This is a genomic window from Rhizobium leguminosarum bv. viciae (genome assembly GCF_012276115.1).
Lineage (GTDB): Bacteria > Pseudomonadota > Alphaproteobacteria > Rhizobiales > Rhizobiaceae > Rhizobium > Rhizobium leguminosarum_T.
Genome location: NZ_WIEU01000018.1, coordinates 41,148 through 66,953 on the forward strand (window position 1 = coordinate 41,148; position 25,806 = coordinate 66,953).

26 protein-coding genes and 1 tRNA gene are annotated in these 25,806 nt (G+C 61.6%); 12 read left to right on the forward strand and 15 right to left on the reverse strand.

Going from position 1 to position 25,806, the window contains the following annotated elements; translation table 11 throughout:
- Position 1 precedes the first annotated feature (1 nt).
- From phnK to phnG, 5 genes are read right to left on the reverse strand one after another with little or no spacing between them, the layout of a single operon-like run.
- Positions 2 to 778, reverse strand: coding sequence for a phosphonate C-P lyase system protein PhnK (gene phnK / locus GFM02_RS25810; protein ID WP_003544413.1), 777 nt, complete (start codon positions 776 to 778; stop codon positions 2 to 4).
- Positions 775 to 1,650 (reverse strand): alpha-D-ribose 1-methylphosphonate 5-phosphate C-P-lyase PhnJ, encoded by an 876-nt coding sequence (locus GFM02_RS25815; protein WP_168304660.1) that lies wholly within the window; start codon positions 1,648 to 1,650, stop codon positions 775 to 777. Before GFM02_RS25815 ends, phnK begins: the two co-directional genes overlap by 4 nt.
- On the reverse strand, positions 1,647 to 2,753 hold the full coding sequence (locus GFM02_RS25820) for a carbon-phosphorus lyase complex subunit PhnI (RefSeq protein ID WP_168323186.1): 1,107 nt from the start codon (positions 2,751 to 2,753) through the stop codon (positions 1,647 to 1,649). Before GFM02_RS25820 ends, GFM02_RS25815 begins: the two co-directional genes overlap by 4 nt.
- A gap of 4 nt (positions 2,754 to 2,757) precedes the next feature.
- Positions 2,758 to 3,366, reverse strand: a complete 609-nt coding sequence (gene phnH / locus GFM02_RS25825) for a phosphonate C-P lyase system protein PhnH (RefSeq protein WP_168323187.1) — start codon at positions 3,364 to 3,366, stop codon at positions 2,758 to 2,760.
- Entirely contained in the window at positions 3,366 to 3,842 is a 477-nt protein-coding gene (phnG, locus tag GFM02_RS25830; protein WP_168323188.1) for a phosphonate C-P lyase system protein PhnG, read from the reverse strand. Before phnG ends, phnH begins: the two co-directional genes overlap by 1 nt.
- A 117-nt stretch (positions 3,843 to 3,959) precedes the next feature.
- Here phnG and phnF point away from each other — a divergent pair, with 117 nt between their 5' ends.
- Entirely contained in the window at positions 3,960 to 4,697 is a 738-nt protein-coding gene (gene phnF / locus GFM02_RS25835) for a phosphonate metabolism transcriptional regulator PhnF (RefSeq protein ID WP_168323189.1), read from the forward strand.
- 36 nt (positions 4,698 to 4,733) lie between these two features.
- On the opposite strand, the gene GFM02_RS25840 is transcribed toward phnF, so the two are convergent.
- The 6 genes from GFM02_RS25840 to mepA all read right to left on the reverse strand — a co-directional run bounded on the left by GFM02_RS25840 (position 4,734) and on the right by mepA (position 10,751).
- The gene (locus GFM02_RS25840; protein WP_168323190.1) at positions 4,734 to 5,369 is read right to left on the reverse strand and encodes a 2,3-bisphosphoglycerate-dependent phosphoglycerate mutase; all 636 of its coding nucleotides are present in this window, start codon (positions 5,367 to 5,369) and stop codon (positions 4,734 to 4,736) included.
- Between the two features lie 21 nt (positions 5,370 to 5,390).
- Positions 5,391 to 6,215, reverse strand: a complete 825-nt coding sequence (dapB, locus tag GFM02_RS25845) for a 4-hydroxy-tetrahydrodipicolinate reductase (RefSeq protein ID WP_168323191.1) — start codon at positions 6,213 to 6,215, stop codon at positions 5,391 to 5,393.
- A 15-nt stretch (positions 6,216 to 6,230) separates the two neighbouring features.
- Entirely contained in the window at positions 6,231 to 8,018 is a 1,788-nt protein-coding gene (locus GFM02_RS25850; protein ID WP_017962779.1) for an ABC transporter ATP-binding protein, read from the reverse strand.
- A 146-nt stretch (positions 8,019 to 8,164) separates the two neighbouring features.
- Entirely contained in the window at positions 8,165 to 9,190 is a 1,026-nt protein-coding gene (locus GFM02_RS25855; RefSeq protein ID WP_168323192.1) for a glucokinase, read from the reverse strand.
- A gap of 17 nt (positions 9,191 to 9,207) precedes the next feature.
- Entirely contained in the window at positions 9,208 to 9,588 is a 381-nt protein-coding gene (locus GFM02_RS25860) for a methylglyoxal synthase (protein ID WP_020052384.1), read from the reverse strand.
- Between the two features lie 86 nt (positions 9,589 to 9,674).
- Entirely contained in the window at positions 9,675 to 10,751 is a 1,077-nt protein-coding gene (gene mepA / locus GFM02_RS25865) for a penicillin-insensitive murein endopeptidase (RefSeq protein ID WP_168323193.1), read from the reverse strand.
- Positions 10,752 to 11,012: 261 nt separating this feature from the next.
- On the opposite strand from mepA, the gene GFM02_RS25870 reads away from it, so the two are divergent.
- The 7 genes from GFM02_RS25870 to pncB all read left to right on the forward strand — a co-directional run bounded on the left by GFM02_RS25870 (position 11,013) and on the right by pncB (position 19,872).
- A complete protein-coding gene (locus GFM02_RS25870; protein WP_168323194.1) occupies positions 11,013 to 12,845 on the forward strand; it encodes an extracellular solute-binding protein in 1,833 nt (610 codons plus the stop codon).
- Positions 12,846 to 12,995: 150 nt separating this feature from the next.
- Positions 12,996 to 14,084, forward strand: a complete 1,089-nt coding sequence (locus GFM02_RS25875) for a microcin C ABC transporter permease YejB (RefSeq protein ID WP_017962784.1) — start codon at positions 12,996 to 12,998, stop codon at positions 14,082 to 14,084.
- Positions 14,084 to 15,232 (forward strand): ABC transporter permease, encoded by a 1,149-nt coding sequence (locus GFM02_RS25880; protein WP_020052388.1) that lies wholly within the window; start codon positions 14,084 to 14,086, stop codon positions 15,230 to 15,232. Before GFM02_RS25875 ends, GFM02_RS25880 begins: the two co-directional genes overlap by 1 nt.
- Positions 15,229 to 16,866 carry an ABC transporter ATP-binding protein gene (locus tag GFM02_RS25885; RefSeq protein ID WP_168268132.1) on the forward strand — a complete coding sequence of 546 codons (1,638 nt, stop codon included), beginning with the start codon at positions 15,229 to 15,231 and terminating at the stop codon, positions 16,864 to 16,866. The genes GFM02_RS25880 and GFM02_RS25885 overlap by 4 nt, the downstream gene beginning before the upstream one ends.
- Positions 16,867 to 16,875: 9 nt before the next feature.
- Positions 16,876 to 17,835 (forward strand): 2-hydroxyacid dehydrogenase, encoded by a 960-nt coding sequence (locus tag GFM02_RS25890; protein ID WP_168268129.1) that lies wholly within the window; start codon positions 16,876 to 16,878, stop codon positions 17,833 to 17,835.
- A 197-nt stretch (positions 17,836 to 18,032) separates the two neighbouring features.
- On the forward strand, positions 18,033 to 18,380 hold the full coding sequence (locus GFM02_RS25895; RefSeq protein WP_205930466.1) for a hypothetical protein: 348 nt from the start codon (positions 18,033 to 18,035) through the stop codon (positions 18,378 to 18,380).
- 187 nt (positions 18,381 to 18,567) lie between these two features.
- Positions 18,568 to 19,872 (forward strand): nicotinate phosphoribosyltransferase, encoded by a 1,305-nt coding sequence (gene pncB / locus GFM02_RS25900; protein ID WP_020052392.1) that lies wholly within the window; start codon positions 18,568 to 18,570, stop codon positions 19,870 to 19,872.
- On the opposite strand, the gene GFM02_RS25905 is transcribed toward pncB, so the two are convergent.
- The 3 genes from GFM02_RS25905 to GFM02_RS25915 form a co-directional block, all read right to left on the reverse strand.
- Entirely contained in the window at positions 19,854 to 20,093 is a 240-nt protein-coding gene (locus GFM02_RS25905; protein ID WP_168268127.1) for a CrpP-related protein, read from the reverse strand. The two genes, pncB and GFM02_RS25905, sit on opposite strands and share 19 nt — an antisense overlap.
- A gap of 479 nt (positions 20,094 to 20,572) precedes the next feature.
- Complete coding sequence (locus GFM02_RS25910) at positions 20,573 to 20,782, reverse strand: KTSC domain-containing protein (RefSeq protein WP_020052394.1); 210 nt, start codon at positions 20,780 to 20,782, stop codon at positions 20,573 to 20,575.
- 241 nt (positions 20,783 to 21,023) lie between these two features.
- Positions 21,024 to 21,644 (reverse strand): RBBP9/YdeN family alpha/beta hydrolase, encoded by a 621-nt coding sequence (locus GFM02_RS25915; RefSeq protein ID WP_168323196.1) that lies wholly within the window; start codon positions 21,642 to 21,644, stop codon positions 21,024 to 21,026.
- 42 nt (positions 21,645 to 21,686) lie between these two features.
- Here GFM02_RS25915 and GFM02_RS25920 point away from each other — a divergent pair, with 42 nt between their 5' ends.
- Entirely contained in the window at positions 21,687 to 22,163 is a 477-nt protein-coding gene (locus GFM02_RS25920) for an Lrp/AsnC family transcriptional regulator (RefSeq protein WP_168323197.1), read from the forward strand.
- A gap of 99 nt (positions 22,164 to 22,262) precedes the next feature.
- Here GFM02_RS25920 and GFM02_RS25925 read toward each other — a convergent pair.
- Positions 22,263 to 22,352 (reverse strand) — tRNA-Ser (locus GFM02_RS25925).
- Positions 22,353 to 22,580: 228 nt separating this feature from the next.
- On the opposite strand from GFM02_RS25925, the gene GFM02_RS25930 reads away from it, so the two are divergent.
- The 3 genes from GFM02_RS25930 to GFM02_RS25940 all read left to right on the forward strand — a co-directional run bounded on the left by GFM02_RS25930 (position 22,581) and on the right by GFM02_RS25940 (position 25,804).
- On the forward strand, positions 22,581 to 22,898 hold the full coding sequence (locus GFM02_RS25930; RefSeq protein ID WP_168304671.1) for a hypothetical protein: 318 nt from the start codon (positions 22,581 to 22,583) through the stop codon (positions 22,896 to 22,898).
- A gap of 317 nt (positions 22,899 to 23,215) precedes the next feature.
- Positions 23,216 to 24,208, forward strand: coding sequence for a BMP family lipoprotein (locus GFM02_RS25935; protein ID WP_168268121.1), 993 nt, complete (start codon positions 23,216 to 23,218; stop codon positions 24,206 to 24,208).
- 84 nt (positions 24,209 to 24,292) lie between these two features.
- The gene (locus tag GFM02_RS25940) at positions 24,293 to 25,804 is read left to right on the forward strand and encodes an ATP-binding cassette domain-containing protein (protein ID WP_168323198.1); all 1,512 of its coding nucleotides are present in this window, start codon (positions 24,293 to 24,295) and stop codon (positions 25,802 to 25,804) included.
- Positions 25,805 to 25,806 lie beyond the last annotated feature (2 nt).

Here is a 25,806-nt window from a genome sequence, read left to right on the forward strand (position 1 = left end):
CTCAGACCTGCAGGATCGAGGAGACGAGCAGCTGCGTATAGGGTTCGCGCGGGTCGTCGAGCACGCGGTCGGTGAGCCCGTGTTCGATGACGTAGCCATCCTTCATCACCATCATCCGGTGCGAGAGAAGGCGGGCGACGGCGAGATCGTGGGTGACGATGATGGCCGAGAGGCCAAGATCGTTGACGAGGCCGCGCACGAGATCGAGCAGGCGCGCCTGCACCGAGACGTCGAGGCCGCCGGTCGGCTCGTCCATGAAGACGAGGCGTGGGCCGGTGACGAGGTTGCGGGCGATTTGCAATCGCTGGCGCATGCCGCCCGAAAAGGCGCGCGGCTGGTCGTCGATGCGGTCGGCGTCGATCTCGACGCGTTCGAGCCAGTCGATCGCCGAAGCGCGGATCTTGCCGTAGTGCCGGTCGCCGATCGCCATCAGCCGTTCGCCGACATTAGCGCCGGCAGAAACGGTCATGCGCAGGCCGTCGGCCGGGTTCTGATGCACGAAGCCCCAATCGGTGCGCATCAGGAAACGTCGCTCGGCCTCGTTCATGCGATAGAGATCGCGGTAGCTGCCGTCGCGCATGTGATATTCGACGCTGCCGGTGCTCGGCAGCAGCCGGGTAGAGAGGCAATTGAGCAGCGTCGTCTTGCCGGAGCCGGATTCACCAACGATGGCGAGCACTTCGCCGGGCCAGAGCTCGAAGGAGACATCGCGGCAGCCGATACGGTTGCCGTAGAATTTCGAAACGTCATGGACTTTGAGAAGCGGGGTGTCGCTCATTCTGCAGCCTCCCGGGCCAGCATATCGCCGACATGGCCGTGCACGCGGCGGTCTTCGCAATGATCGGTGTCGGAGCAGACAAACATCCGCCCGCCCTTGTCGTCGAGAACCACTTCGTCGAGATAGACGTCCTCGGCGCCGCAAAGGGCGCAGGGTTTGCCGAAGCGCTGGATCTCGAAGGGATGGTCTTCAAAATCCAGGCTGACGACATCGGTATAGGGAGGCACGGCATAGATACGCTTTTCGCGGCCGGCTCCGAAGAGCTGCAGTGCGTCCGACTTGTGCATCTTCGGATTATCGAATTTCGGCGTCGGCGAGGGATCCATGACATAACGGCCGTGCACCTTGACCGGATAGGCATAGGTGGTAGCGATGCGGCCGTTGCGGGCGATATCCTCGTAGAGCTTCACATGCATGAGACCGTATTCCTCGAGCGCGTGCATCTTGCGGGTCTCGGTCTCGCGCGGTTCGAGGAAGCGCAGCGGCTCGGGGATCGGCACCTGGTAGACGAGCACCTGGCCGACCCTAAGTTTTTCCTCGGGAATGCGGTGGCGCGTCTGGATGATCGTCGCATCCTTGGTATGCGTCGTCACCGCGACATTGGCGACCTTCTGGAAGAAGGCGCGGATCGAAACGGCGTTGGTCGTGTCGTCGGCGCCCTGATCGATGACCTTCAGCACGTCATCAGGTCCGATGATCGAGGCCGTCACCTGCACACCGCCGGTGCCCCAGCCGTAGGGCATAGGCATTTCGCGCGAGGCGAACGGCACCTGGTAACCGGGAATGGCGATCGCCTTCAGGATGGCGCGGCGGATCATCCGCTTGGTCTGTTCGTCGAGATAGGCGAAGTTGTAGCTGGCCAGATCGGTCATTCGGCGGCTTCCTTCATGTCTTCGCCACCGTTGCGGGCGGCTTCGAATTCGCGGCGCATGCGGCGGACGAGATCGAGTTCGGCCTGGAAGTCCACATAATGCGGAAGCTTCAGATGCTCGACGAAGCCCGTCGCCTGGACGTTGTCGGAGTGCGAGATGACGAATTCCTCGTCCTGTGCCGGTGCGGTGATATCCTCGCCGAGCTCTTCGGCGCGAAGCGCTCGCTCGACCAGCGACATCGCCATCGCCTTGCGCTCGCTCTGGCCGAAGACCAGGCCGTAGCCGCGGGTGAATTGCGGCGGTGCCTTGGCCGAACCCTTGAACTGGTTGACCATCTGGCACTCGGTGATCTGGATCGTGCCGAGCGAGACGGCGAAACCAAGTTCCGGCACGTCGAATTCCACCTCGACGTCGCCGATGCGGATTTCACCGGTGAAGGGGTGGTTGCGGCCGTAGCCGCGCTGGGTGGAATAACCGAGAGCCAGCAGGAAACCCTCGTCGCCGCGGGCAAGCGCCTGCAGGCGGAGATCCCGGGTCATCGGGAATTCCATCGGCTCGCGGGTCAGGTCGCCGATCTCGTGATCTTCCGGCATGTCGCCGTCGGCCTCGATCAGGCCTTCCTCGCCGAGGATCTCGGAGACGCGCATGACGCGGCCGGTCTCGGCGGCACGCTGAGCAGGCGTCTCGACCGCCTCGTCCGAAAGCAGCGAGGGATCGAGCAGGCGATGGGTATAGTCGAAGGTGGGCCCAAGAAGCTGGCCGCCCGGCAGATCCTTGTAGGTCGCCGAGATGCGGCGTTCGATCGTCATATCAGCCGTGTCGAGCGGCTTCGAATAGCCGAAACGCGGCAGCGTCGTGCGGTAGGCACGCAGCAGGAAGATCGCCTCGATCATGTCGCCCCGCGATTGGCGAATGGCGAGGGCTGCGAGCGTGCGGTCGAAAAGCGAAGCCTCAGCCATGACACGATCGACGGCGAGCGCCAGCTGCGCCACGATCTGTTCTATGCCGATCGCCGGCAGCGAACGGTCGCCGCGGCGACGGTCGGCCAGCAGGCGGTGGGCATTGGCGATGGCGGCCTCGCCACCCTTGACGGCAACATACATGAGCTCAGATCTCCGTTGCTGTGATCTTGGTGGTGCGCGGCAGGCAGAGGAAACGCTTGCCCGCCGTCAGCACGATGTCGACGCCGCGCGGAAAGAGCGCACGGTTCTCGGTCCAGAGCCGCAGGAAGGTCTCCGGCAGGCCGATAGGCGCCATCTCCGCCACACTCTGGATGCCGGGACCCATCAGCGCCAGCCTGCGGCCGCCCTCGAGTTCGGCGAGTTCGATGATGAGGGTCGTCGAGCGGTCGGGATATTCCTGCGTACCTGACGCAAAGAGGCCGAAGGAGGAAAGTGCGGTGCCGGCCTCGGTGAAGGCAAAGCGCGCTTCGGCCTTTTCGGTGGTCAACGGCGCGCCGGTATGGAAGCCGAGCCACTCCGGCACGGCGGATTTCGCCAGTCCCTGGGAAAGCCAGACGGGCGTGTCGTGGTCGCAAAGCGTCAGCGCGATCGTGCCGGCGGCGATGCCGAGCGGCGCCGGCGGAGCGACGTCGGGCTGGACGGTCTGGATCGTGCCGGGGCGCGCCATGCCGTCCATCAGCATCTTGAAGACGCTCTGTGCGTGGAAGACCGGCTCGGCAAAGCCGCCGGTCAGGGCATCGGTCTTGAGAGCCATCAGTCGTCCCCCCGCACCATGGTGAAGAAATCGACGCGGGTTGCTGCCGCCTCGTCCGCCTTGCGGCGTTCGGCATCGGCGATCCGCTCAGTGATCGGTAAAAGCAGGGCCCGTTCGACGAGATCCTGCGTCGATTCCTCCTGCCAGAGCGCGTCGAAGATCGCCGCAAGCCGCGCCTTCTCGCGGTCGGTGCCGAGCGCCTGAGCATGGCCGACCGCGCCGGAGTCGAGCCGGACGGTCGCCCGCGTTACGGTCACCTCGCCGAGATTGAAGGGAGCGCCGCCGCCGCCGATGCGTCCGCGCACCATCACCAGCCCGGTCTCCGGTCCGCGCACCGGATGGGCCACAGGCTTTTCCGGCAATGCATCGAAGACCGCCTGAAGTTCGCCCCGCTCCGCCCGCGCCAGCAGATCGGCGGCGCGTTTGCGCCCGGATGCCGTCTGTGACGCAGCGTCTGTCCTGTCCGCTGATATCATCGCCGCTTCCCTTAAAATGTCTATTGATATAGACAACTATACAAGATATACTTAGCTCTAAATCGATGTCGTGACAAGCGTGTGACATCACGAGTTAAATGGGTGGCAGGGGATGGAATGGCGGGATTGAAGCAGGTGCAAAGGCAAACCGGGGTGGCGCTCTGGCGCCAGATCGCCGATCGGATTCGCGAGGCGATCAGCACCGGAGCCTATGACGAAACGGGAATGGTGCCGCCGGAAACCATGCTGGCGCTGCAATTCGGCGTCAACCGGCATACGGTGCGCAGCGCGCTTGCCGCACTTGCCCAGGAAGGTATCGTGCGTGCGGTGCAGGGCCGCGGTACCCTGATCGAGCGCAAGGAGCGGCTGAATTTCCCGATCAGCCGCCGCACGCGTTTCACCGCCGGCATCGGCGATCAGGCCCGTGAAATGCGCGGCCTTCTGCTCGATGAGGCGAAGGAGGAGGCGAGTGCCGAGATCGCCCGCTGGCTGGGCCTGACGCCGGGAGAGGAGGTGATCCGCCTGGAAACATTGCGCCAGGCAGACAAGCGGCCGGTTTCAAGGGCGACGAGCTGGTTTCCCGCCAAACGCTTTGCCGGTATCGGTGAGGCTTACCGGACGGGGGAATCGATCACTAAGGCTTTCGCCGAACTCGGCCTGCCGGATTACGTCCGGGCGACGACCGAGGTGACGGCAGCCCATGCCAGCGCAGCCGATATGGCCGACCTCGAACTCACCCCCGGCGCGATCCTGCTGATCGCCAAGGCGATGAACACCGATCTTGAGGGTGTGCCGGTGCAATATTCGATCAGCCGCTTCGCGGCCGACCGGGTGCAGTTCACGATCGAGAATTGAGCGCCGTTCCCCGCCGTGGCGGGGAAGATCGGCCGATCAATGCGCGCCCGACATATCGCCGAGCACTTCCTTGGAAGCGACGGTGGAATCCGCCTTCAGCGTGTAGACCATCGGCACGCCGGTCGCGAGGTTGAGGGCGAGCACACCTTCTTTGCTCAGCTTGTCGAGCACCATGACAAGCGAGCGCAGCGAATTGCCGTGCGCGGCAACCAGCACCTTTTCGCCCCTGAGCACACGCGGCAGGATCTCCGTGAGGTAGTAGGGCCAGACGCGGGCGCCGGTGTCACGCAGGCTTTCACCGCCGGGAGGCGGCACGTCATAGGAGCGGCGCCAGATATGCACCTGTTCCTCGCCCCATTTGGCGCGTGCATCGTCCTTGTTGAGGCCGGAGAGGTCGCCGTAGTCGCGCTCGTTCAGCGCCTGGTCGCGGATCGTCAGGAGATCGGGCTGGCCGACCTTGTCGAGGATGAGCTTCAGCGTGTGCTGTGCACGCACCAGCACCGAGGTATAGGCGACGTCGAATTTGATCCCGTATTCGGCGAGCGCCGCACCGCCTGTATTGGCTTCCCGGACGCCGAGCTCGGTCAGATCGGGATCCTTCCAGCCGGTGAAGAGATTCTTCAGGTTCCAGTCACTCTGGCCGTGGCGAACGAGGACGAGGGTACCGCTCATGAATATGCCTCCGTAGTATCGTTATGAGGAAGAAAGCCCGAGCACGTCGAGCATGGAATAGAGACCCGGCTTCTTGTCACGCGCCCAAAGGGCCGCCTTGATGGCGCCGCGCGCAAAGATCGAGCGGTCGGCCGCGCTGTGCGATAGGGTGACGATTTCGCCTTCGCCGGCAAAAAGCACGGAATGCTCGCCGATGACGGAGCCGCCGCGCAGCGTCGCAAAGCCGATCGTGCCCGCTTCGCGGGCGCCCGTATGGCCGTCGCGCACCCGGACCGACTTCGAGGCAAGATCGATGCCGCGCCCCTTTGCCGCGGCCTCGCCGAGGAGAAGAGCGGTGCCGGAAGGCGCATCCACCTTGTGCTTGTGGTGCATTTCCAGGATCTCGATGTCCCAGTCGACAGAATCGAGCGCACGCGCTGCCTGTTCCGCGAGCACGCCGAGCAGATTGACCCCGAGGCTCATATTGCCCGACTTGACGATGCGGGCATGGCGCGCCGCCGCGGCGATCCTGGCATTGTCGTCGTCCGAACAGCCGGTCGTGCCGATGACATGGACGATGCGGGCCTGCGCGGCGAGGCCTGAGAATTCCACTGTTGCAGCAGGCGAGGTGAAGTCGAGCACGCCTTCGGCATCGAGAAAAGCGTTGAGCGGATCGTCGCCGATGATGACGCCGGTCGGGCCGAGACCGGCGATCTCGCCGGCATCCTTGCCGACGAAGGGCGAGCCGGCGCGCTCGACCGCGGCATGCAGGCTTACTCCCTCGATCGAATGGATGAGCCGGATCAGCGTCTGCCCCATGCGTCCTGCTGCGCCAACCACCACCAGTTTCATCGCAGCATCGCTCATGTCAGTCTCGCCAGCTTAGTTTGAATCGGAGGCCGAAGGCCTCTGCAGATTGTTGAGGCGAGCGTAAAGACCGTCGCTGACCTTCGCAAGCGTCTCGTGATTGCCTTCCTCGACGACGCGGCCCTGCTGCATGACGACGATCTTGTCGGCGCGCACCACGGTCGAAAGCCGATGGGCGATGACGACGACGGTGCGTCCGCTCATCGCTTCATCGAGCGCCTTCTGCACGGCGGCCTCGGATTCGGTGTCGAGGGCCGAGGTCGCCTCGTCGAGAAGCAGGATCGGCGCATTGCGTACCAGGGCGCGCGCGATCGATAGCCGCTGCCGCTGGCCGCCCGAAAGCGTCACGCCGTTTTCGCCGACCGGCGTCTCGTAACCTTGCGGCTGTGCTGAGATGAAATCATGCGCATAGGCAAGCCGCGCCGCCTCCTCCACCTCGGCATCGGTCGCTTCCGGCCGGCCATAGCGGATATTGTCGCGGATCGTGCCCTCGAACAGATAGGGCTGCTGCGAGACATAGGCGAGTTGCTGGCGCAACGACTTCTTGGTGATGTGGGCGATATCTTGCCCGTCGATCAGGATTTCTCCCTCGCGCGGATCGTAGAAGCGCGGAATGAGGCTGATGACAGTGGATTTGCCGGCGCCGGACGGCCCGACCAGCGCTGTGGTGGCGCCGCCCTCGGCGGTGAAACTGACGCCGCTGAGTACGCTCTCATTGCCGTAGGCGAAGGACACATTGCGGAATTCGATTCTTGCCTGCGTCACCGTCAGCGGCCGGGCATCCGGCAGGTCGCGCTGGCGCGGTTCCATGTCGAGCAATTCATAGATCATCCGCGCATTGACGACGGCGCGCTCCATCTGCACCTGCAGGCGGGCAAGCCGGCGGGCCGGGTCATAGGCAAGCAGCAGCGCCGTGACGAAGGAGAAGAAGGCGCCGGGTGGCACATTGAAGTAGATCGAGCGGTAGGCGGCATAGGCAAGCACGCTGGCGACGGCAAAGCCCGCAAAACTTTCAGTCAGAGGAGAGGTGCGCTCGGAAAGTCGGGCAATCCGGTTCGCCCGGCTTTCGGCGCCCTTGATGAGCTTGTTGACCTTGCGCTCCAGCTCTTCCTCCATCGTGAAGGCTTTCACGATGGCGATGCCCTGGATCGTCTCCTGCATGGCGCCGAGAACGTGGCTGTTCAGGTGCACGGCCTCGCGGGTCGCCGAGCGCAGCCGCTTGGAAACATAGCGCAATGCATAAAGCAGCGGCGGCGCCATGATGAACACGGCAAGGCTGAGCAGCGGATCCTGGATGATCATCACGGCGAGCAGCGAAACGAAGGTCAGCAGGTCGCGCACCGTCGAGGTGATCGTCAGGTTGAGCACGTCGCGGATGCCGCTGACGTTCTGGCTCACCTGCGCGGCGATATGGGCCGAGCGCGCCTCGCTGAAGAAGCCGACCGAAAGCGTCATCAGATGCGCATAGAGCCGGCGCTGGTAGCGGGCGACGATATCGTTGCCGACCCTGGAAAGCGCCACCGCCTGGCCATAGCTCGCAAAACCGCGCAGCACGAAGGCGATGAAGATTGAAAGACAGATGATCCAGACGACGTCCGCGCGCCGATTGGCGAAGGCCTCGTCGATGATCGCCCGCATGATCCAGGCGGTAAAGGCCGTCGAAAGCGCCACCACGATGAGGCAGGCGATCGCAAAGACATAGCCCCACAGATGGTCGCGGCCGTTTTCAGCGATGATGCGTTTCAGGATGCCGGTTACGGTATCGCTGCTGACGCTCTGCGTTCTGCTTTCCGCCGCTTCCAAATAGGTTTCCTGTCTCGGGCCAAGCGCCCCGCGAGGGCGACACGCACTTTTGCCGGGGTCTATAAAGAGTTGGGACCGGTTTGGCTAGAGCGCCGCGCGTCCGGATAGGAGGCGCCAGGCACGCTCCATTTGCTTTGCGCGCCGGGTTAGCGGCGCCAGCGGCGGCCTTCCGTCGAGACGCCGAAATTCGCCGGCATGCGCGCATAGGAGGAAAGCCCGGCAAGCGCTGCCAGCGGATGTGTCACCACATAGGTCGGGATGGTGCGAAGCAGCGCCGTATGCGGCGCCTTGTCCTCGAAGGCGATGCGGAATTCCGGCCTCTTCAGTGCCGGGATGATTTTCTGCGAAATGCCGCCTGAGAGATAGACGCCGCCGCGCGCCATGAACACCATCGCCATGTCGCCCGCCACGCGGCCGAGGTAGGTGGCAAACAGCGAGACGGTCTCTATGGCTGCCTTGTCGCTGCCGGCAAGCGCGTGCGAGGTGATATCGGCTGGATCCTTCATCGTCGGCTCGATGCCATCGACCACGCAGATGGCATGATAGAGGTTGACGAGGCCGCGGCCGCAGAGAATCTGTTCGGCCGAAACGCGGCCTTCGATCGTCTCGATATGCGGGAAGATTTCATAATCGCGCTTGCTGCGCGGCCCGAGATCGACATGGCCGCCTTCGCCGGGAACCGGGATCCAGCTGTGCTGGGCATGCACGAGCCCGCCGACGCCGAGGCCGGTGCCCGGTCCGAGCACGACGCGCGAGGCGATCATGTCGCCGGTGGCGTCGCCGATGCGTTCGCGGTTTTCATCCGAAAGTGCGGCGATCGCCAGCGCCTGCGCCTCGAAATCGTTGACGACGAGTACGTCCTCGATACCGAGGCTCTCGATCATCGTCTTTGGCCGCACCACCCAGTCGCAATTGGTCAGTGGGATTTCGTCGTCGTTGATCGGGCCGGCGACGGCCAGGATCGCCGAGCGCGGCTGCACGGCGGTCTTGTCGAGTACGCCGTGCTGGATCGCTTCGTCGATCGTCGCGAAATCCGCCGTGCGCACGTTCGGAAACTGCTTCGGCTCGGCATAGGCATCGGTCAGGATGGAGAAGCGGGCATTCGTGCCGCCGATATCGCCGATCAGGATCGGGAAAGGCAGCGGAGCGGTGCTGTTGTTCGGTTTTGGCATGGCCGGTTCCGTGCTGATCAGGCTTTAAGTGTGGGAAGAAGTTTTATAGCGGTCGCGTGGTTGAGCGCCATCGGAATATCGTAGACGATCGCCAGTCGCATCAGCGCCTTCACGTCGACATCGTGCGGCATCGGCGTCAAAGGGTCGACGAAAAAGATCAGGGCGTCGACCTCGCCGGTCGAAATCAGCGCGCCGATCTGCTGGTCGCCGCCGAGCGGGCCGCTTTTCAGCCTGACGACGTCGAGATCGGGAGCGGCGTCGAGCACCCGCCCGCCGGTCGTGCCCGTCGCGACGATCTTCCAGCGCGAGAGAATGTCCCGGTTGGCGCGGGCGAACGCCGCCATGTCGTCCTTCTTCTGGTCATGCGCGATCAGCGCAAGGCATTTGCCGCCGGCCATGAAGTGAATCTCCGCCCCAACAATTCAATCGATTTGACCGCTGTATACCAAGAATTTGCGATTTGAAAGACAGCGCATCCGCCCCTTCATTGGATCGCCGGCTTGTCGTTCGGAACCGGGCCGACATCCGGCAACGCGCCATCGGCGCCGTCAGCCGACGCGGCTGCCGGAGCGGCGGCGAGCGCGGTTGCGGCGGAGGGTCCGCCATAGGTGGCGGCCTGCATCGAAGCGACGGAAGCGGCATCGAGCGCGGCGGCGCAAGCGTTGGGCAGATCGGTGACCATCATCTCACGCGGCGGCTTGGGCGGCTTGGCGCCGGGCTTGGGCGGTTTCGGCGGCGCCCAAGGCGCCGGCGTGAACCAATAGGCGAGCGACTTGTCGCAGCCGTCGCCGGCGGGGACAGGAGCTTGCGGCGTGCATCCGGCAGCGCCCGGCGGGCATTTGATGCGGATGTGGAAATGCGAGTCATGACCGTATATCGGCCGGAGCTTACTAAGGTTGGTTCGGTCGCCGGCCCAGGTGTCGCACATCTTCTTCTTGATCGCCGGATTGACGAAGATGCGCTCCACTTCGGGATAGCTCGCCGCGAGCATCAGCAGCCGCGCGTGCGATTGCGTCCACACCTTGGGGTCGACGGTCAGGAACTTGCCCTTCTGTAGCATGGTGGTGAAGGGCAGATCCTGGCGCTCCTCGGCCGTCATGCGGCGCGCCGGCATCGGGCTAAACCAGATATCGGCATCGAGGCCAATCTGGTGCGAGGAATGGCCGTTGAGCATCGGCCCGCCGCGTGGTTGCGCGATATCGCCGACAAGGATGCCCGGCCAGCCGGCATATTTGACCGCATCCTGCGAAAACCGCTCCAAGAGCGCGATCATGGCCGGATTGCCCCAGCGACGGTTGCGCGAAAGCCGCATCGCCTGCCAGGTCGGCCCGTCGGTCGGCAGCGCCACCGCACCCGTCATGCAGCCCTTTGCGTAAAAGCCGATCGGCTGTGCCGGCCCCTGCGTCGGCAGGTCGACGGCGCCGAACTGCCCCTTGGCGCTGCCCGGGCTCGGCGTCTTCTGCTCAGCGCCGACGTCGCCAACGGCAAGGCCTGCGCCGATCGCGCCGGCGAGCGCCAGTGTGCCTAATGTCCTGAAAGCTTGGGCGAAGCCGAAAGCCATGCTGTTCCCTTAATTCGTTGTCGAAGTGATTTGCACTCGAATCTATCCTGAAAAGCGATTTTGGTGAATCGATGATTTGCTGGACGGGCGCAGCAGGGGCCGGTGACGGAACGCCGCAGCGCCTCAGGCATTGACAGGAGCTGACCTTTGACAGGAGCTGGCGGCTCAAAATGTCGCGAGCCGGCAAAAACCAGACTCTCTCCTGTTTTTCGCCCCTATTTCTCGTATTGTCGTATCCATCAATATTCAGGGGAAATGGGAATGGCGGCTTTGTGGTCGAAAATCGGTCTGTTTCTGTCGCTTGCGGGTGCTCTGGTGCCGCGGACGGCATTGGCTGAGGGCCAGCCGTTTCAGATCGGAAGCTCGGTCATCAGCGAGATGAAGTACAAGCCGGGCTTTACTCATTTCGACTATGTGAACCCTAATGCCCCGAAGGGTGGAGACCTGCGCCTTTCCGCGAGCGGGGCCTTCGACACCTTCAACCCGGTACTTGCCAAAGGCCAGGTGGGAGTAGGCCTGACGCTCGTATACGACACCTTGATGAAGGCGGCAGATGACGAGCTGCTTGTCTCCTACGGCTTGCTCGCCGAAGGGCTGTCCTTCCCCGCCGATGTCTCGAGCGCAACCTTTCGCCTGCGTAAGGAGGCAAAATGGGCAGATGGTCAGCCGGTAACGCCCGAGGATGTCATCTTCAGCCTGGACAAGACCAAGGAGCTAAACCCCCTTACCGCGAACTACTACCGGCACGTGGTGAAGGCCGAAAAGACCGGTGATCGCGACGTCACCTTCACCTTCGACGAGAAGAACAACCGGGAGCTCCCGAATATTCTCGGCCAGTTGGTGGTCGTGCCGAAACATTGGTGGGAGGGGCAGGGACCGGACGGCAAGCCACGCGATATCTCAAAGACGACGCTCGAGCCCGTGATGGGTTCGGGACCTTACAAGATTGCGTCCTTCTCCCCCGGCGCGACGATCCGCTACGAATTGCGCGATGACTATTGGGGCAAGGACCTCAATGTGAATGTCGGCCAGAACAATTTTCGCAATGTCATCTACACCTATTTCGGCGATCGGGATGTCGAGTTCGAAGCGTTTCGCGCCGGCAACAGCGACTACTGGCAGGAGACCACGGCTGCCCGCTGGGCGACGGGATATGATTTCCCCGCGGTGAAGGAAGGACGTGTCAAGAAAGAGGAGGTTGCAAACCCGCTGCGCGCCACCGCCATCATGCAGGCTCTCGTGCCCAACATGCGACGTGACCTCTTCAAGGACATCAGGGTCCGCGAGGCGCTGAACTATGGACTGGATTTTGAGGAGCTGAACCGAACCGTTGCCTTTAACAGTTACAAACGCATCGACAGTTATTTCTGGAATACCGAACTCGCCTCGTCCGGCCTTCCACAAGGTAGAGAACTGGAAATTCTGCAGGGCATGAAGGATAAGGTTCCGCCCGAAGTCTTCACCACGCCCTATGCCAATCCGGTCGGTGGCGATCCGCAGAAGAGCCGTGATAACCTCCGCAAGGTAATTGCGCTTCTCAAAGAAGCCGGCTGGGAGATCAAGGGCAATCGCATGGTCAATACCAAGACCGGCCAGCCGATGAGCTTCGAGATCCTGTTGTCGAGCCCCATGCTAGAGCGCTGGGCGGTGCCCTATGCCAGCAATCTCAAGAAAATCGGCATAGATGCGCGCGTGCGGACGGTCGATGCATCGCAAGCGGTCAATCGCGAACGCAGCTTCGATTACGACATGATCTGGAATGTCTGGGCGCAGACGATGAACCCTGGCAACGAACAGTCCGTCTATTGGGGCTCCGGTTCGGTCAATCAGCAGGGGTCTCAAAATTACGCAGGCATTGCCAATCCGGCTGTCGATGAGCTCATCCGCATGATCATCTTCGCGCCGAACCGCGATGAACAGGTCGCGGCGATCAAGGCGATGGACAGGGTACTGCTTGCAAACCACTACGTCATCCCGCTGTTCTACCGCGGTACCCAGAACATCGTCTATTGGAACACGATCACCCATCCCGCCGAATTCCCGGCCTATAGCCTAGGCTTCCCCGATGCCTGGTGGTCGACCTCGGCGAAATGAGCGGGCTTGCATTGAAGGCGGCCTCGGCTCCAAATGGCGCAAGCGAATCACGACAAGCCGGTACGGCCGGCAAGGGAAGGCTGGCGGATTGAGCAGCATCGGACTGGACGGCAGGCAGACAAGAAGAAGATTTCCGGAGGCTGAAGGCTGATGGGCGCCTATGTCATTCGCCGCCTGCTTCTGATGATCCCGACCATCGTCGGCATCATGGCGATTTCCTTCATCGTCATTCAATTCGCGCCGGGAGGCCCGGTCGAGCAGGTGATCGCCCAATTGACCGGCCAGGCCGATGGCGCCGATCAGCGCCTGTCCGGTGGCGGTGACCTGATGGGTGACGGAGGAGGGGACGAAGGCTCCAGATATCGCGGCGCCCAAGGGCTCGATCCTGAACTGATCGCCAAGCTCGAAAAACAGTTCGGCTTCGACAAGCCGCCGCTGACGCGTTTTGGCGAGATGATGTGGAATTACATCCGCTTCGATTTCGGCGAGAGCTTCTTCCGCAACACCTCCGTGCTCGACCTCATCAAGGAGAAGCTGCCGGTGTCGATCTCGCTTGGCATCTGGATCCTGATCTTCTCCTATGCCATTTCCATCCCGCTCGGCATTCGCAAGGCGGTCAAGGACGGATCGACCTTCGACGTCTGGACCTCGGGTGTCATCGTCGTCGGCTACGCCGTCCCGAGCTTCCTCTTTGGCATTCTGCTGATCGTGCTTTTCGCCGGCGGCTCCTTCTACGACTGGTTTCCGCTGCGGGGCCTGGTTTCCGACAATTTCGATCAGCTCGCCTGGTGGCAGAAGCCGCTCGATTATTTCTGGCACCTCACCCTGCCGCTGATCTCGCTTTCGCTTGCAGCCTTCGCGACGACGACCTTGCTGACCAAGAATTCCTTCATCGAGGAAATCAAGAAGCAGTATGTCGTCACCGCCCGCGCCAAGGGTCTGAATGAGCGGCAGGTGCTTTACGGCCATATTTTCCGCAATGCCATGCTGATCATCATCGCCGGTTTCCCCGGCGCCTTCATCTCCGCCTTCTTCACCGGATCGCTGCTGATCGAAAATATCTTCTCGCTCGATGGCCTCGGCCGTCTCGGTTATCTCTCGGTGGTCAACCGGGATTATCCTATCGTCTTCGCCACACTCTACATCTTCTCGCTGCTCGGTCTGTTCGTCAGCTTGATCTCCGACCTGATCTACACCTGGATCGATCCGCGCATCGATTTCGAGCGGAGGGATGTCTGATGGACGCCGCCGCAAATCCTGTCACTGCAACCCCCGTCAAGCCGCCGCGCAAGGGGCTGCTGTCGCCGACCAACATCCGTCGCTGGAAGAATTTCCGGGCGAACGGCCGCGGCTACTGGTCGTTGTGGCTTTTCCTGCTGCTGTTCGGGCTCAGCCTGTTTGCAGAATTCCTCGCCAACGACCGGCCGGTCATCGCCTCCTACAAGGGCGAAATCCTGTTTCCCGTGCTGATCGACTATCCCGAGGAGAAGTTCGGCGGCTTCCTCGCAGAAACCGACTACCGCTCCTCCGTCATTGCCGACGAGATCAACGCCAATGGCTGGATGATCTGGCCGCCGATCCGTTATTCCTACCGCTCGGTCAATTCGAACATTCCGCATTCGGCGCCCACCGCCCCGTTCTGGCTGATGACGAAGGAGGAGCGCTGCGCCGGCTATCCGCAAGGGATGAACGATCCCGCCTGCACCCTCGGCAATCTCAACTGGCTCGGCACCGATGACCAGGCCCGAGACGTGCTCGCCCGCGTCATCTATGGTTTCCGCATATCGGTGCTCTTCGGCCTGGCGCTCACCATCTGCTCGGCGATCATCGGCGTCACGGCAGGTGCGGTGCAGGGCTATTTCGGCGGCTGGACCGACCTCCTGCTGCAGCGTCTCATCGAAATCTGGTCGTCGATGCCGGTGCTTTACATCCTGCTGATCATCGCCGCCATTCTGCCGCCAGGCTTCTTCGTGCTGCTCGGCATCATGCTGCTCTTTTCCTGGGTCGGTTTCGTCGGCATCGTGCGCGCCGAATTCCTGCGCGCCCGTAATTTCGAATATGTCCGCGCCGCCCGCGCGCTCGGCGTCAACAACCGCACCATCATGTGGCGGCACATGCTGCCGAACGCCATGGTCGCGACGCTGACCTTCCTGCCCTTCATCCTGTCCGGCTCGATCACGACGCTGACGTCGCTCGATTTCCTCGGCTTCGGCATGCCGCCCGGCTCCCCTTCGCTCGGCGAGATGATCGCCCAGGGCAAGACCAACCTGCAGGCGCCCTGGCTCGGGCTGACGGCCTTCTTCACCATGTCGATCATGCTTTCCCTGCTGATCTTCATCGGCGAAGCCGTGCGCGATGCCTTCGATCCGAGGAAGACGTTTCAATGAGTGACATGACAGAACCCCTTCTTTCCGTCCGCGATCTCTCGGTTGCCTTTCATCAGGGCGGCGAGACCTCGCTCGCCGTCGATCACATTTCTTTCGATATCGCCAAAGGCGAGGTCGTGGCGCTCGTCGGCGAATCCGGCTCCGGCAAGTCGGTCTCGGCCAATTCGATCCTGCGGCTTTTGCCCTATCCCTCCGCAAGCCATCCCTCCGGCGAAATCTTCTTCAAGGGCAAGGACCTCTTGAAGGCCTCGGAGCGGGCACTGCGGGAAGTGCGCGGCAACGACATCACCATGATCTTCCAGGAGCCGATGACCTCGCTCAATCCGCTTCATACGATCGAGAAGCAGATCGCCGAGATCCTCGCTCTGCACCAGGGCCTTACCGGCCAGCCGGCGCGTGAGCGCGTGCTGGAATTGCTGAACCAGGTCGGCATCCGCGAACCGGAAAAGCGGTTGAAGGCCTATCCGCACGAACTGTCAGGCGGCCAGCGCCAGCGCGTCATGATCGCCATGGCGCTCGCCAACCGGCCGGAGCTGCTGATTGCCGACGAGCCGACCACCGCCCTCGACGTCACGGTGCAGGCGCAGATACTCGAATTGCTCCGGCAGTTGAAGGCCGTCCACGGCATGTCGCTGCTGTTCATCACCCATGATCTCGGCATCGTCCGCAAATTCGCCGATCGCGTCTGTGTCATGACCAAGGGCAAGATCGTCGAAACCGGCACCGTCGAGGAGGTCTTCTCCAATCCGAAGCATGACTATACCCGCCATCTTCTCGCCTCCGAACCACGTGGCGAGCCGCCGCTGGCCGATCCGTCGAAACCATTGGTGATGGAAGGTTCGGACATCCGCGTCTGGTTCCCGATCAAATCAGGGCTGATGCGCCGCGTCGTCGATCACGTCAAGGCCGTCGATGGCATCGATCTTTCGCTGCGCGCCGGCCAGACACTCGGCGTCGTCGGCGAATCCGGTTCCGGCAAGACCACACTCGGCCTGGCGCTCACCCGGCTGATCTCGTCGCAAGGGCGGATCGCCTTTGTCGGCAAAGATATAGCCGGCTATTCATTCAGCGAGATGCGGCCGCTGCGCAACCAACTGCAGGTCGTCTTCCAGGATCCCTATGGATCGCTGAGCCCCCGCATGTCGGTCGGCGATATCGTCGCCGAAGGGCTGAAGGTGCATGAGCGCTCCCTGACATCAGAAGAACGCGACCAGCGTGTCTGCTGGGCGCTGGAGGAGGTGGGTCTCGATCCGCTGACCCGCTGGCGTTATCCGCACGAATTCTCCGGCGGCCAGCGCCAGCGCATTGCCATTGCCCGCGCCATGGTGCTGAAGCCGCGCTTCGTCATGCTCGACGAGCCGACCTCCGCGCTCGATATGAGCGTGCAGGCCCAGGTGGTCGATCTCCTGCGCGATCTGCAGAAGAAGCACGATCTCGCCTATCTCTTCATCAGCCACGACCTGAAGGTGGTGAAGGCGCTCGCCAACGACGTCATCGTCATGCGTTTCGGCAAGGTGGTGGAGCAGGGCCCGTCAGCGGAAATCTTCCGCGCACCGAAGGACGATTACACCCGGGCGCTGATGGCCGCCGCTTTCAACATCGAGGCGGTGCCGACGCCCGCCGTACAGCAATAAAAGAAGATCATGCCCGCAAGCCCCCCCGTTCTCGTCGATATCAAGTTCAATCCCGAAGGCGTCGCCCGCGTGCTGAAGACCGCCTTTGCCGACCGCGGCAGCATCAATCTCGCCGATCCGGCCGATCAGGCGCGCGATCTCCGCGCGGTCGAATATGCGCTCCTCTGGAAACCGGATGCCGACCTTTTCGCGCGGGCGCCGAACCTGAAAGTGATCTTTTCGGGTGGGGCCGGCGTCGACCATATCATCGGCATGGCGGGCCTGCCCGAGATCCCGATCGTCCGCTTCGTCGACCGCAGCCTGACGACCCGCATGAGCGAATGGGTGGTCATGCAATGCCTGATGCATCTGCGCGGGCAATACGCCCATGATAGCCACCAGCGCCAGCGCCAATGGGCAAAATTGATCGCGCCGGAGGCGGCGGAAGTGACGGTCGGCGTCATGGGCCTCGGCATTCTCGGGCAGGATGCGGTCGCCAAGCTGAGAGTGATGGGGTTCAACGTCATCGGCTGGTCGCGCAGCCGCAAGCAGATCGATGGCGTCGAAACCTTCGATGCCAGCGAGTTGGACAGCTTCCTCGCAAGGACCGACATCCTCGTCGGCCTGCTGCCGCTGACGCCTGAAACAACAGGTTTTTATAACGCCCGGCTGTTTGCGAAGCTGCGCCGCGACTGCGCGCTCGGGAAGCCGGTCTTCATCAATGCCGGCCGCGGCAAGAGCCAGGTCGAGGCCGATATCGTCTCCGCCATCCGTGACGGTACCCTCGGCGGCGCTTCCCTGGATGTCTTCGAGGCGGAACCGCTTGCATCAGACCACCCATTGTGGGACTTGCAGAACGTCTTCATCACGCCGCACGATGCGGCCGTCTCCGAAGAAAACGCGCTGTTTCAGCATGTCGAGACGCAGATCGCTCGTTTCGAGCGCGGCGAGCCGCTGCAATTCGTGGTCGACCGCGCCGCCGGCTACTAAAGCATGTCGCGCAAAAGTGTGCTGCGGTTTTGCGATAACGACATGCGTAAAAACAAGGACCTAAAGCGCGAGGAGCGAATCTGAAAGATCGCGACGCGCTTTAGTTTAGGCTTTCGGAACCTTCCAGACAGCCACCCGTTTCCTCTGCGGAAATTCTTCGCAGCCGGATCGGCCGGTCAAGACAGCGGAAGGAGACGATGATGGCCCATCAGACGGAAACACGCTGGGAAAAGTCGGATGGCAAGCTCCGCAAGGAACAGCAGATCCCGCCGGTGAAGGCAAGGCAGGGACGCATGGGTTATCGCATCCTGACGGTGCTGATCGTCGCGCTGGTGCTTGCTTTCGTGGTCTGGATACCGGTCGAGATCTGGGGAAATCGCGAGGCAAACGAGGTGGCACCGCAACAGCCGGGTCAGCAGCTCCAGTCGCAGCAGCCGGCTCCGGCTCCCGCGCCGGCGCTGCAGAATGGGACTGCCGTTCCAACCGAAACGCCGAACACCACGCCGGCCGCTCCGAATGTGGCACCCGCAACGCCGGCCCAATAATCGTGAGCAAAACCATGTTCACGTCCCGCCGCCACACCGCGGCGGGACGTTCATTGTTTTGTCTGGACTTTAGCCGCCGATTTTTCGATAAGAAGGCGCACGAGCCGGTTTTGTGCGCCGGCCGGGAACTTGGCAGTACCCAGGAATTTGGCAGCACCTGACCGGAGTGGACAGGGGCGGGAGTTTGATGGCCAGGACCGATATCGCAAGACGCGTCTACAATCACGCCTGGAAACTCGATCCGATCATCCGCAGTCTGATCGATACCGACTTCTACAAGCTTTTGATGCTGCAGATGATCTGGAAGCTTTATCCGAACGTGAACGCTTCCTTCACCCTCATCAACCGCACCAAGCGTGTGCGTCTGGCCGAGGAGCTCGACGAAGGCGAGTTGCGCGAGCAGCTCGATCATGCCCGCACGCTGAGACTTTCCAAAAAGGAAATGATCTGGCTTGCGGGTAACAGCTTCTATGGTCGCGCGCAGATCTTCGAGCCGGAGTTCCTTGCCTGGCTTTCCAATTTCCAGCTTCCCGAATACGAGCTGTCGAAGAAGGACGGCCAGTATGTGCTGGATTTCCACGGATCGTGGAAGGAAACCACCATGTGGGAAATCCCGGCGCTCGCCATCGTCAACGAGCTGCGCTCGCGCTCGGCGATGAAGGCGCTCGGTCCCTTCACCCTCGATGTGCTCTATGCTCGCGCCAAGGCGAAGATGTGGTCGAAGGTCGAACGGCTGAAGGAATTGCCGGGCCTGCGTATCTCCGATTTCGGCACCCGCCGCCGCCACAGTTTCCTCTGGCAGCGCTGGTGCGTCGAGGCGCTGAAGGAAGGCATTGGCCCGGCTTTTGCCGGTACCAGCAACGTATTGCTGGCGATGGATTCCGATCTCGAGGCCGTCGGCACCAATGCTCACGAGCTGCCGATGGTGGCCGCCGCCCTTGCCGAAACCGACGAGCAGTTGCGCAACGCGCCCTACAAGATCCTGCGCGACTGGAACAAACTCTATGGCGGCAACCTTCTGATCGTGCTGCCCGATGCCTTCGGCACCGCCGCCTTCCTGCGCGATGCGCCGGAATGGGTCGCCGACTGGACCGGTTTCCGCCCGGACAGTGCCCCGCCGATCGAAGGCGGCGAGAAGATTATCGACTGGTGGAAAAAGATGGGCCGCGATCCGCGCCAGAAGCTGCTGATCTTCTCCGACGGTCTCGATGTCGACGCCATCATCGATACCTACAGGCATTTCGAAGGCCGCGTGCGCATGAGCTTCGGCTGGGGCACGAACCTGACGAACGATTTTTCCGGCTGCGCGCCGATCGAGATCTCCGGGCTCAACCCGATCTCCGTCGTCTGCAAGGTCAGCGACGCCAACGGCCGTCCGGCGGTGAAGCTCTCCGACAACCCGCAGAAGGCGACCGGCGACCCGGCCGAGGTCGAACGCTACCTGAAATTCTTCGGCGCCGAGGACAGGATCGATCAGACCGTTCTGGTATAGGTCCGGGACAAGGCGTCGCCATCCCGTGACGCATTGGCATGCCCTGCCATCGCATCCTCGATCGACCAACCGAAGCGCCAGGCGTCGAACATCGAGTACCATTCCTGGAAATCGGTTATCGGCAGGATATCCGGCTTCGACATCGGATTGTCGGCCAGACTGCGGCCACGCGCACGGTCCCGTACGCCACGCTCCTGCATCTCAAGCAGATCCTCGAACATCGTTACCCCCGGTCTTTACCCGATGGATTCATGCAATCATCCTAATAAAGCATTGTCGAGTCCGGATGCGAAAGTTCGAGTTTTTCACAGGATTAGCTCCAATTCGCTAGTTCTGGCGATAATGGAAACGGGAACTCGCCTGACGGCGTTCGAAACCATGCACGTTCAGCAATATGCTTCACGAGCGTCGTGACGGGGAGGCTCGGCTTCCTGGCTGGGGTCCGCCGCCGAGCCTCCCGGCTGGCCGACTTTGAACTGGCCGGCAGCGCCGGCAAGTTGCCGCTTTTCCGCAGGCGTGATCCAACCCAGATGATCTCGAAGGTTAATCGCCGGTTAATATCCACCGGTGTCTTCCCGAACCCGCACAAACCTGCAACGCGGGCGACAGCGGCGCGCGTCTTTTCAGACGGGCAAAGGACGCTGCAACACTTTCAATGCCGCCTAATTTTGTCCTGCAGGAGCGGCAACCTCTCGGGTTTTCAGGCAGCCAATCTGCGAAACCGGGTTCTGATCCGGTCGAGATAATAATGGCCGGGAGACGGCGCCGCCGTCATTGCATGGGCTTCCGAGGTTGGAACGCCTTCGAACAGACGTTCCTCGCCATTCTTGAAACAAATCCTGAGTCGTCCGTCGTCCTGGCTGAAATAGACGGATTTGATGATCTTCGACTTTACCGAAAGTTCTTCCACCTGTTTTACCTCTGTTTTTTAATTTGGCAGAAGGTAAACCCAAACGTGCAAAGACGCGGTGAAGCCGCATGGTAAAAATTCAGGAATCTTTCGACGATTAAAACCTCGTAGCGTCATCGGAGCGACGGGTTCGAGAGTCTCGAACGTACGCTTGCGAGTGGGGCATTTCGTTGCTCCGTCTCGCACACGTCCGCCGCGGCAAAGGCCTGTTTCCGCAATTTGGTCGGAACTCGAAATAAGATCAAGCCCGATCAGATTTCGCCAATCCGGCAGAGAAGGCCGTCAGCAAGGCCTTTCCCTGGCCCCAGTCCTCAAGGCCGCTTTGCCCGTTGATATGGCCGAAAGGACCGATCGCGACAAGACCGCTGCCCCACAGATCCGCTCGTGCATGGGCATGGTCGAGCGTGCCGAAGGGATCATCGGCGCTTGCGATGATCAGAGTGGGGAAGCGCACCTTTTGTGACGGTGGATCGGCGAATCCGGCCGCCTCCTCTGGGAATGACGCGGACTGCGGGTCCGGGACCGCCACAAGAAACGCTCCGGCAACGGCAAGCGAAGAAACCTGCTGCCAATGAGCGACCAGCAGACAGGCAAGGCTGTGGGCGACCAGCAGGGGAGGGGTCGCCGATGCGCCGACGGCGCGCTCCAGTGCTGAAATCCAGTCCGCCAGGGCGGGTTTTTCCCAATCGGCTGGTTGAAAACGTCGCATTTCCGGGTTCGACCTTTCCCAGCGTGTTTGCCAATGAGCCTCGCCCGAACCGCCAATCCCCGGCAATATGATGATGTCCTTCATGTCTTTTCCTCTGATCATCCGCGCAGTTGAAAATGATGCATTTTCATTTGCTTCGGAATGAATGATCATCGGAAAACCGCGTCTCTTTCCGATGATTTTAAGGTGACCCCCATGGCTTTTCAGGAAAACAATCGGGTGCTGCTCGATCCAACCGATATCGCCATTATCGAGGCGATGCAGGAAAATGGACGCATTGCGATTTCCGAACTCGGTCGACGGGTCGGGCTCTCTCAGCCGGCAGCGTCGGAACGGGTCAAGCGGCTGGAAGATCGCGGCATCATTGTCGGTTACACCGCCCGGATAGACCCCACCGCTCTGGGGATTGGAATGACGGCTGTGCTTCGCTTACGCACGACGCATGAGCATATCAAGGCCTGTCTGAAACAGTTCGCGGAGATGCCGCAGGTCATGGAAGTATTGCGCCTCACCGGAGAGGACTGTTTTCTCTTGAAGGTGCTGGTTCCGTCGCCGGGGGAGCTGGAAACGATCGTTGACACGATCGCGCGTTTTGGTGCCGTAACGACATCTCTGGTGTTGCGCAGCGAGAATCCGAAACCGATCGGACGCGCCCTGCTGCAGCGCTCTTGAGAATATGCGGACGACCAGCTTGTTCCAGCGAGCGTGCCGCCAAAACGCTTCCGCGTCCCGCTCTCGATACGGTTTGAATCAATATTGAGAATGAGGGTATGGCGGACAGGGTGGGATTCGAACCCACGGTACGCTTTCACGTACACACGCGTTCCAGGCGTGCGCCTTAAACCACTCGGCCACCTGTCCTTTTTTGGCGTTCGCGCCCAGGGTAGGAGCAAATCGTCGGAACGGCGCGATATATACCGATGAATTTTTGCCGATCAACCTAAATCTAACAGTTTTTTGACTTCTTCGGATAAAACTCGCCTCGGCCCATCCATTGTGCTTCACCTCATCGACGACTATGTAATTCTCTAGGTGGAGAATGGCGCGGCCGGCCGGAATTGTCCGGCATATCGAGCGTCGGAGGAATTGATGCGTTTCCTGTTGCGTCTGGCGAGTCTTGTCGCGCTTGCGGCGGCCGTTATTGCCGGGACCATTGATTCGATCCAATCGGTTGCGGCGTCCTCCGTGGTGATGACGCCGATCTCCGATGCCTGGCAGGATGTCAGCCCGACAACGCTGACGTCGCTGCAATCCTCCCTTTCCTATTATATCCACCCGCGTTTCTACGCCCTCATCTTCCAATGGCTGATGCTCCAGCCGGCTTTTGCCGTTTTCCTGGTGATCGCGCTACTTCTGTGGATGATCGGCTACAAGAAGCCGCAGGTGGCCGGTCGCTTCACCGCATAACAAAGCTGGTTTGCCGGCACGATCGGGCGAGAGATCCGGGTGGGCATCCGCCCGCTCTTCTACCTTTGTATTTGCGCCTGATTGGCTAGAAAATCCGCATTCCGATGCAAGGAACGTCCAAAAATCAGCCCCGAAGAGCTGATTTTCGGCAATCGCTGCAAATCTTTACCAGCTGAAAAATTTCTGGTGAATTTTTCCTTGAGCCATGCAAGGATGCGCGCAGCCAGGCCTCCGGGGGGAGGTCGGTGGTTCCGCAGACATGCCCGAAAAGGGCTTGCGGGAGGACCCCTAACGAATAGCAACAACAGGGCTGCACAATGAAAAAATCCCTTCTCACTCTCTTTGCCGTGGCTGCCATGTCGACGACGGCGCTTGCCGCCGATGTCAAGCCGGCGCTGGTTTACGGCACCGGCGGGAAGTTCGATAAGTCCTTCAACGAGGCGGCCTATAACGGTGCCGAGAAGTTCAAGGCCGAGACCGGCATTGCCTATCGCGACTTCGAGCCGACGGGCGATACCCAGGGCGAACAGGCCATCCGTAACTTCGCGAGCCGCGGGTTCAATCCGGTGGTTGCCGTTTCCTTCGCCTGGACCTCGGCCATCGAGAAGGTTGCAGCCGAATTCCCGGATACCAAATTCATCATCGTTGACTCCGTCGTCGACAAGCCGAACGTCCGCTCGGTTGTCTACAAGGAAGAAGAAGGCTCCTACCTCGTCGGCGTTCTCGCCGGCATGGCCTCCAAGACCGGCAAGGTCGGCTTCGTCGGCGGCATGGACATCCCGCTGATCCGCAAGTTCGAATGCGGCTACGAGCAGGGCGCCCGCTCCGTCAAGGCCGATATCGAAGTGTTCCAGAACATGACCGGCACCACGGGCGCCGCCTGGAACGACCCGGTTCGCGGCGGTGAGCTGGCCAAGAACCAGATCGACCAGGGCGCGGACGTCGTTTATGCGGCAGCCGGCGCCACCGGTCTCGGCGTTCTGCAGACGGCGGCCGACAACAAGAAGCTGTCGATCGGCGTCGACTCCAACCAGAACCATCTGCATCCGGGCTCGGTCCTGACTTCGATGGTCAAGCGCGTCGATCTCGCCGTCTACAATGCCTACAACGACACCAAGAACGACAAGTTCACCGGCGGCGTCCAGGCGCTCGGCGTCAAGGAAGACGGTGTTGGCGCCGCGATCGACGACAACAACAAGTCGCTGATCACGCCGGAAATGCAGGCTGCCGTCGACAAGGCCAAGGCTGACATCATCGCGGGTACCATCAAGGTTCACGATTATACCTCGGACAACGCTTGCCCGAAGTGATCCGCGCCCGAAAGTGATGATTGAGATCGGGCGTATGGCGGAGGGGATTTTCGCCATACGCCCTTTTCTTATTTGGAGCCTGCAGTGACAGATAAGCCTGCTATCGAGCTTGTCGGCATCGACAAGAAATTCGGCGCCGTTCATGCCAACAAGGACATCAACCTCATCGTTGCCAAGGGGACGATCCATGGCATCATCGGCGAAAACGGCGCCGGCAAATCGACTTTAATGTCGATCATCTATGGTTTCTACCATGCCGACAGCGGCGAGATCCGGGTTAACGGCAATCCAGTCACCATCCGCGACAGCCAGGCGGCGATCGCCACCGGCATCGGCATGGTGCACCAGCATTTCATGCTGGTCGATAATTTCACGGTTCTCGAAAACATCATGCTTGGCGCCGAAGGCGGTATGCTGCTGGCCAGGGGCGTCGCATCGGCCCGCGCCGAGCTCAAGCGGCTGGAAACGGAATATGGTCTGGAGGTCGATCCGGACGCGCTGATCGAAGAGCTCCCGGTCGGCCTGCAGCAGCGTGTCGAGATCCTGAAAGCCATGTATCGCGGCGCCGAGATCCTGATTCTCGACGAGCCCACCGGCGTATTGACGCCGGCAGAGGCCGATCATCTCTTTCGTATCCTCAAGGTGCTGCGCGACCAGGGCAAGACGATCATCCTCATCACCCACAAGCTGCGCGAGATCATGGCGATCACCGATACGGTTTCGGTCATGCGCCGCGGCGAGATGGTCGCGACCCGCAAGACGTCAGAAACGACGGTGGAGGAACTCGCCGAGCTGATGGTTGGCCGCCGCGTGCTGCTGCGCGTGCAGAAGGGCGAGGCGAACCCGCAAGCCGCCGTGCTGTCCGTCCGCAACCTCACGGTCAAGGACAATCGCGGCGTCACCATGGTCGACAACGTCTCCTTCGACGTGCGCGCCGGCGAGATCGTCGGTATCGCCGGCGTCGCCGGCAATGGCCAGTCCGAATTGCTGGAGGCGATTGCCGGCATCCGCAAGCCGACCTCCGGTGAAATCCTTCTCGACGGCCAGACGATCGACAAGGCCGATCCGGCCCGCCTGCGTGATCTCGGCCTCGCTCATATTCCCGAGGACCGCCACCATATGGGCCTGGTGCTGAAATTCGAGGAATATGAAAATTCCGTGCTCGGTTACCATCGACGTCCGGCCTACAGCAAAGGCCCGCTGCTCGATCTCGAAGCGATCCGCAAGGATGCGATGGAGAAGATCGAGAAATACGATATCCGCCCGCCGAACCCGCGGTTGAAGACGGCGAATTTCTCCGGCGGCAACCAGCAGAAGATCGTCGTCGCACGCGAGATCGAACGCGATCCGAAGATGCTGATCATCGGCCAGCCGACACGCGGCGTCGATATCGGCGCCATCGAATTCATCCACCGCCGGATTATCGAGATGCGCGACGCGGGCAAGGCGATCCTGCTCGTCTCCGTCGAACTCGATGAGATCCGCTCCCTTTCAGACCGTATCCTTGTCATGTTTGCCGGCCACGTCGTTGGCGAGAAGACGCCTGATGCCGGTGAACAGACCCTCGGCCTGATGATGGCCGGCATTGCCGCATGAGG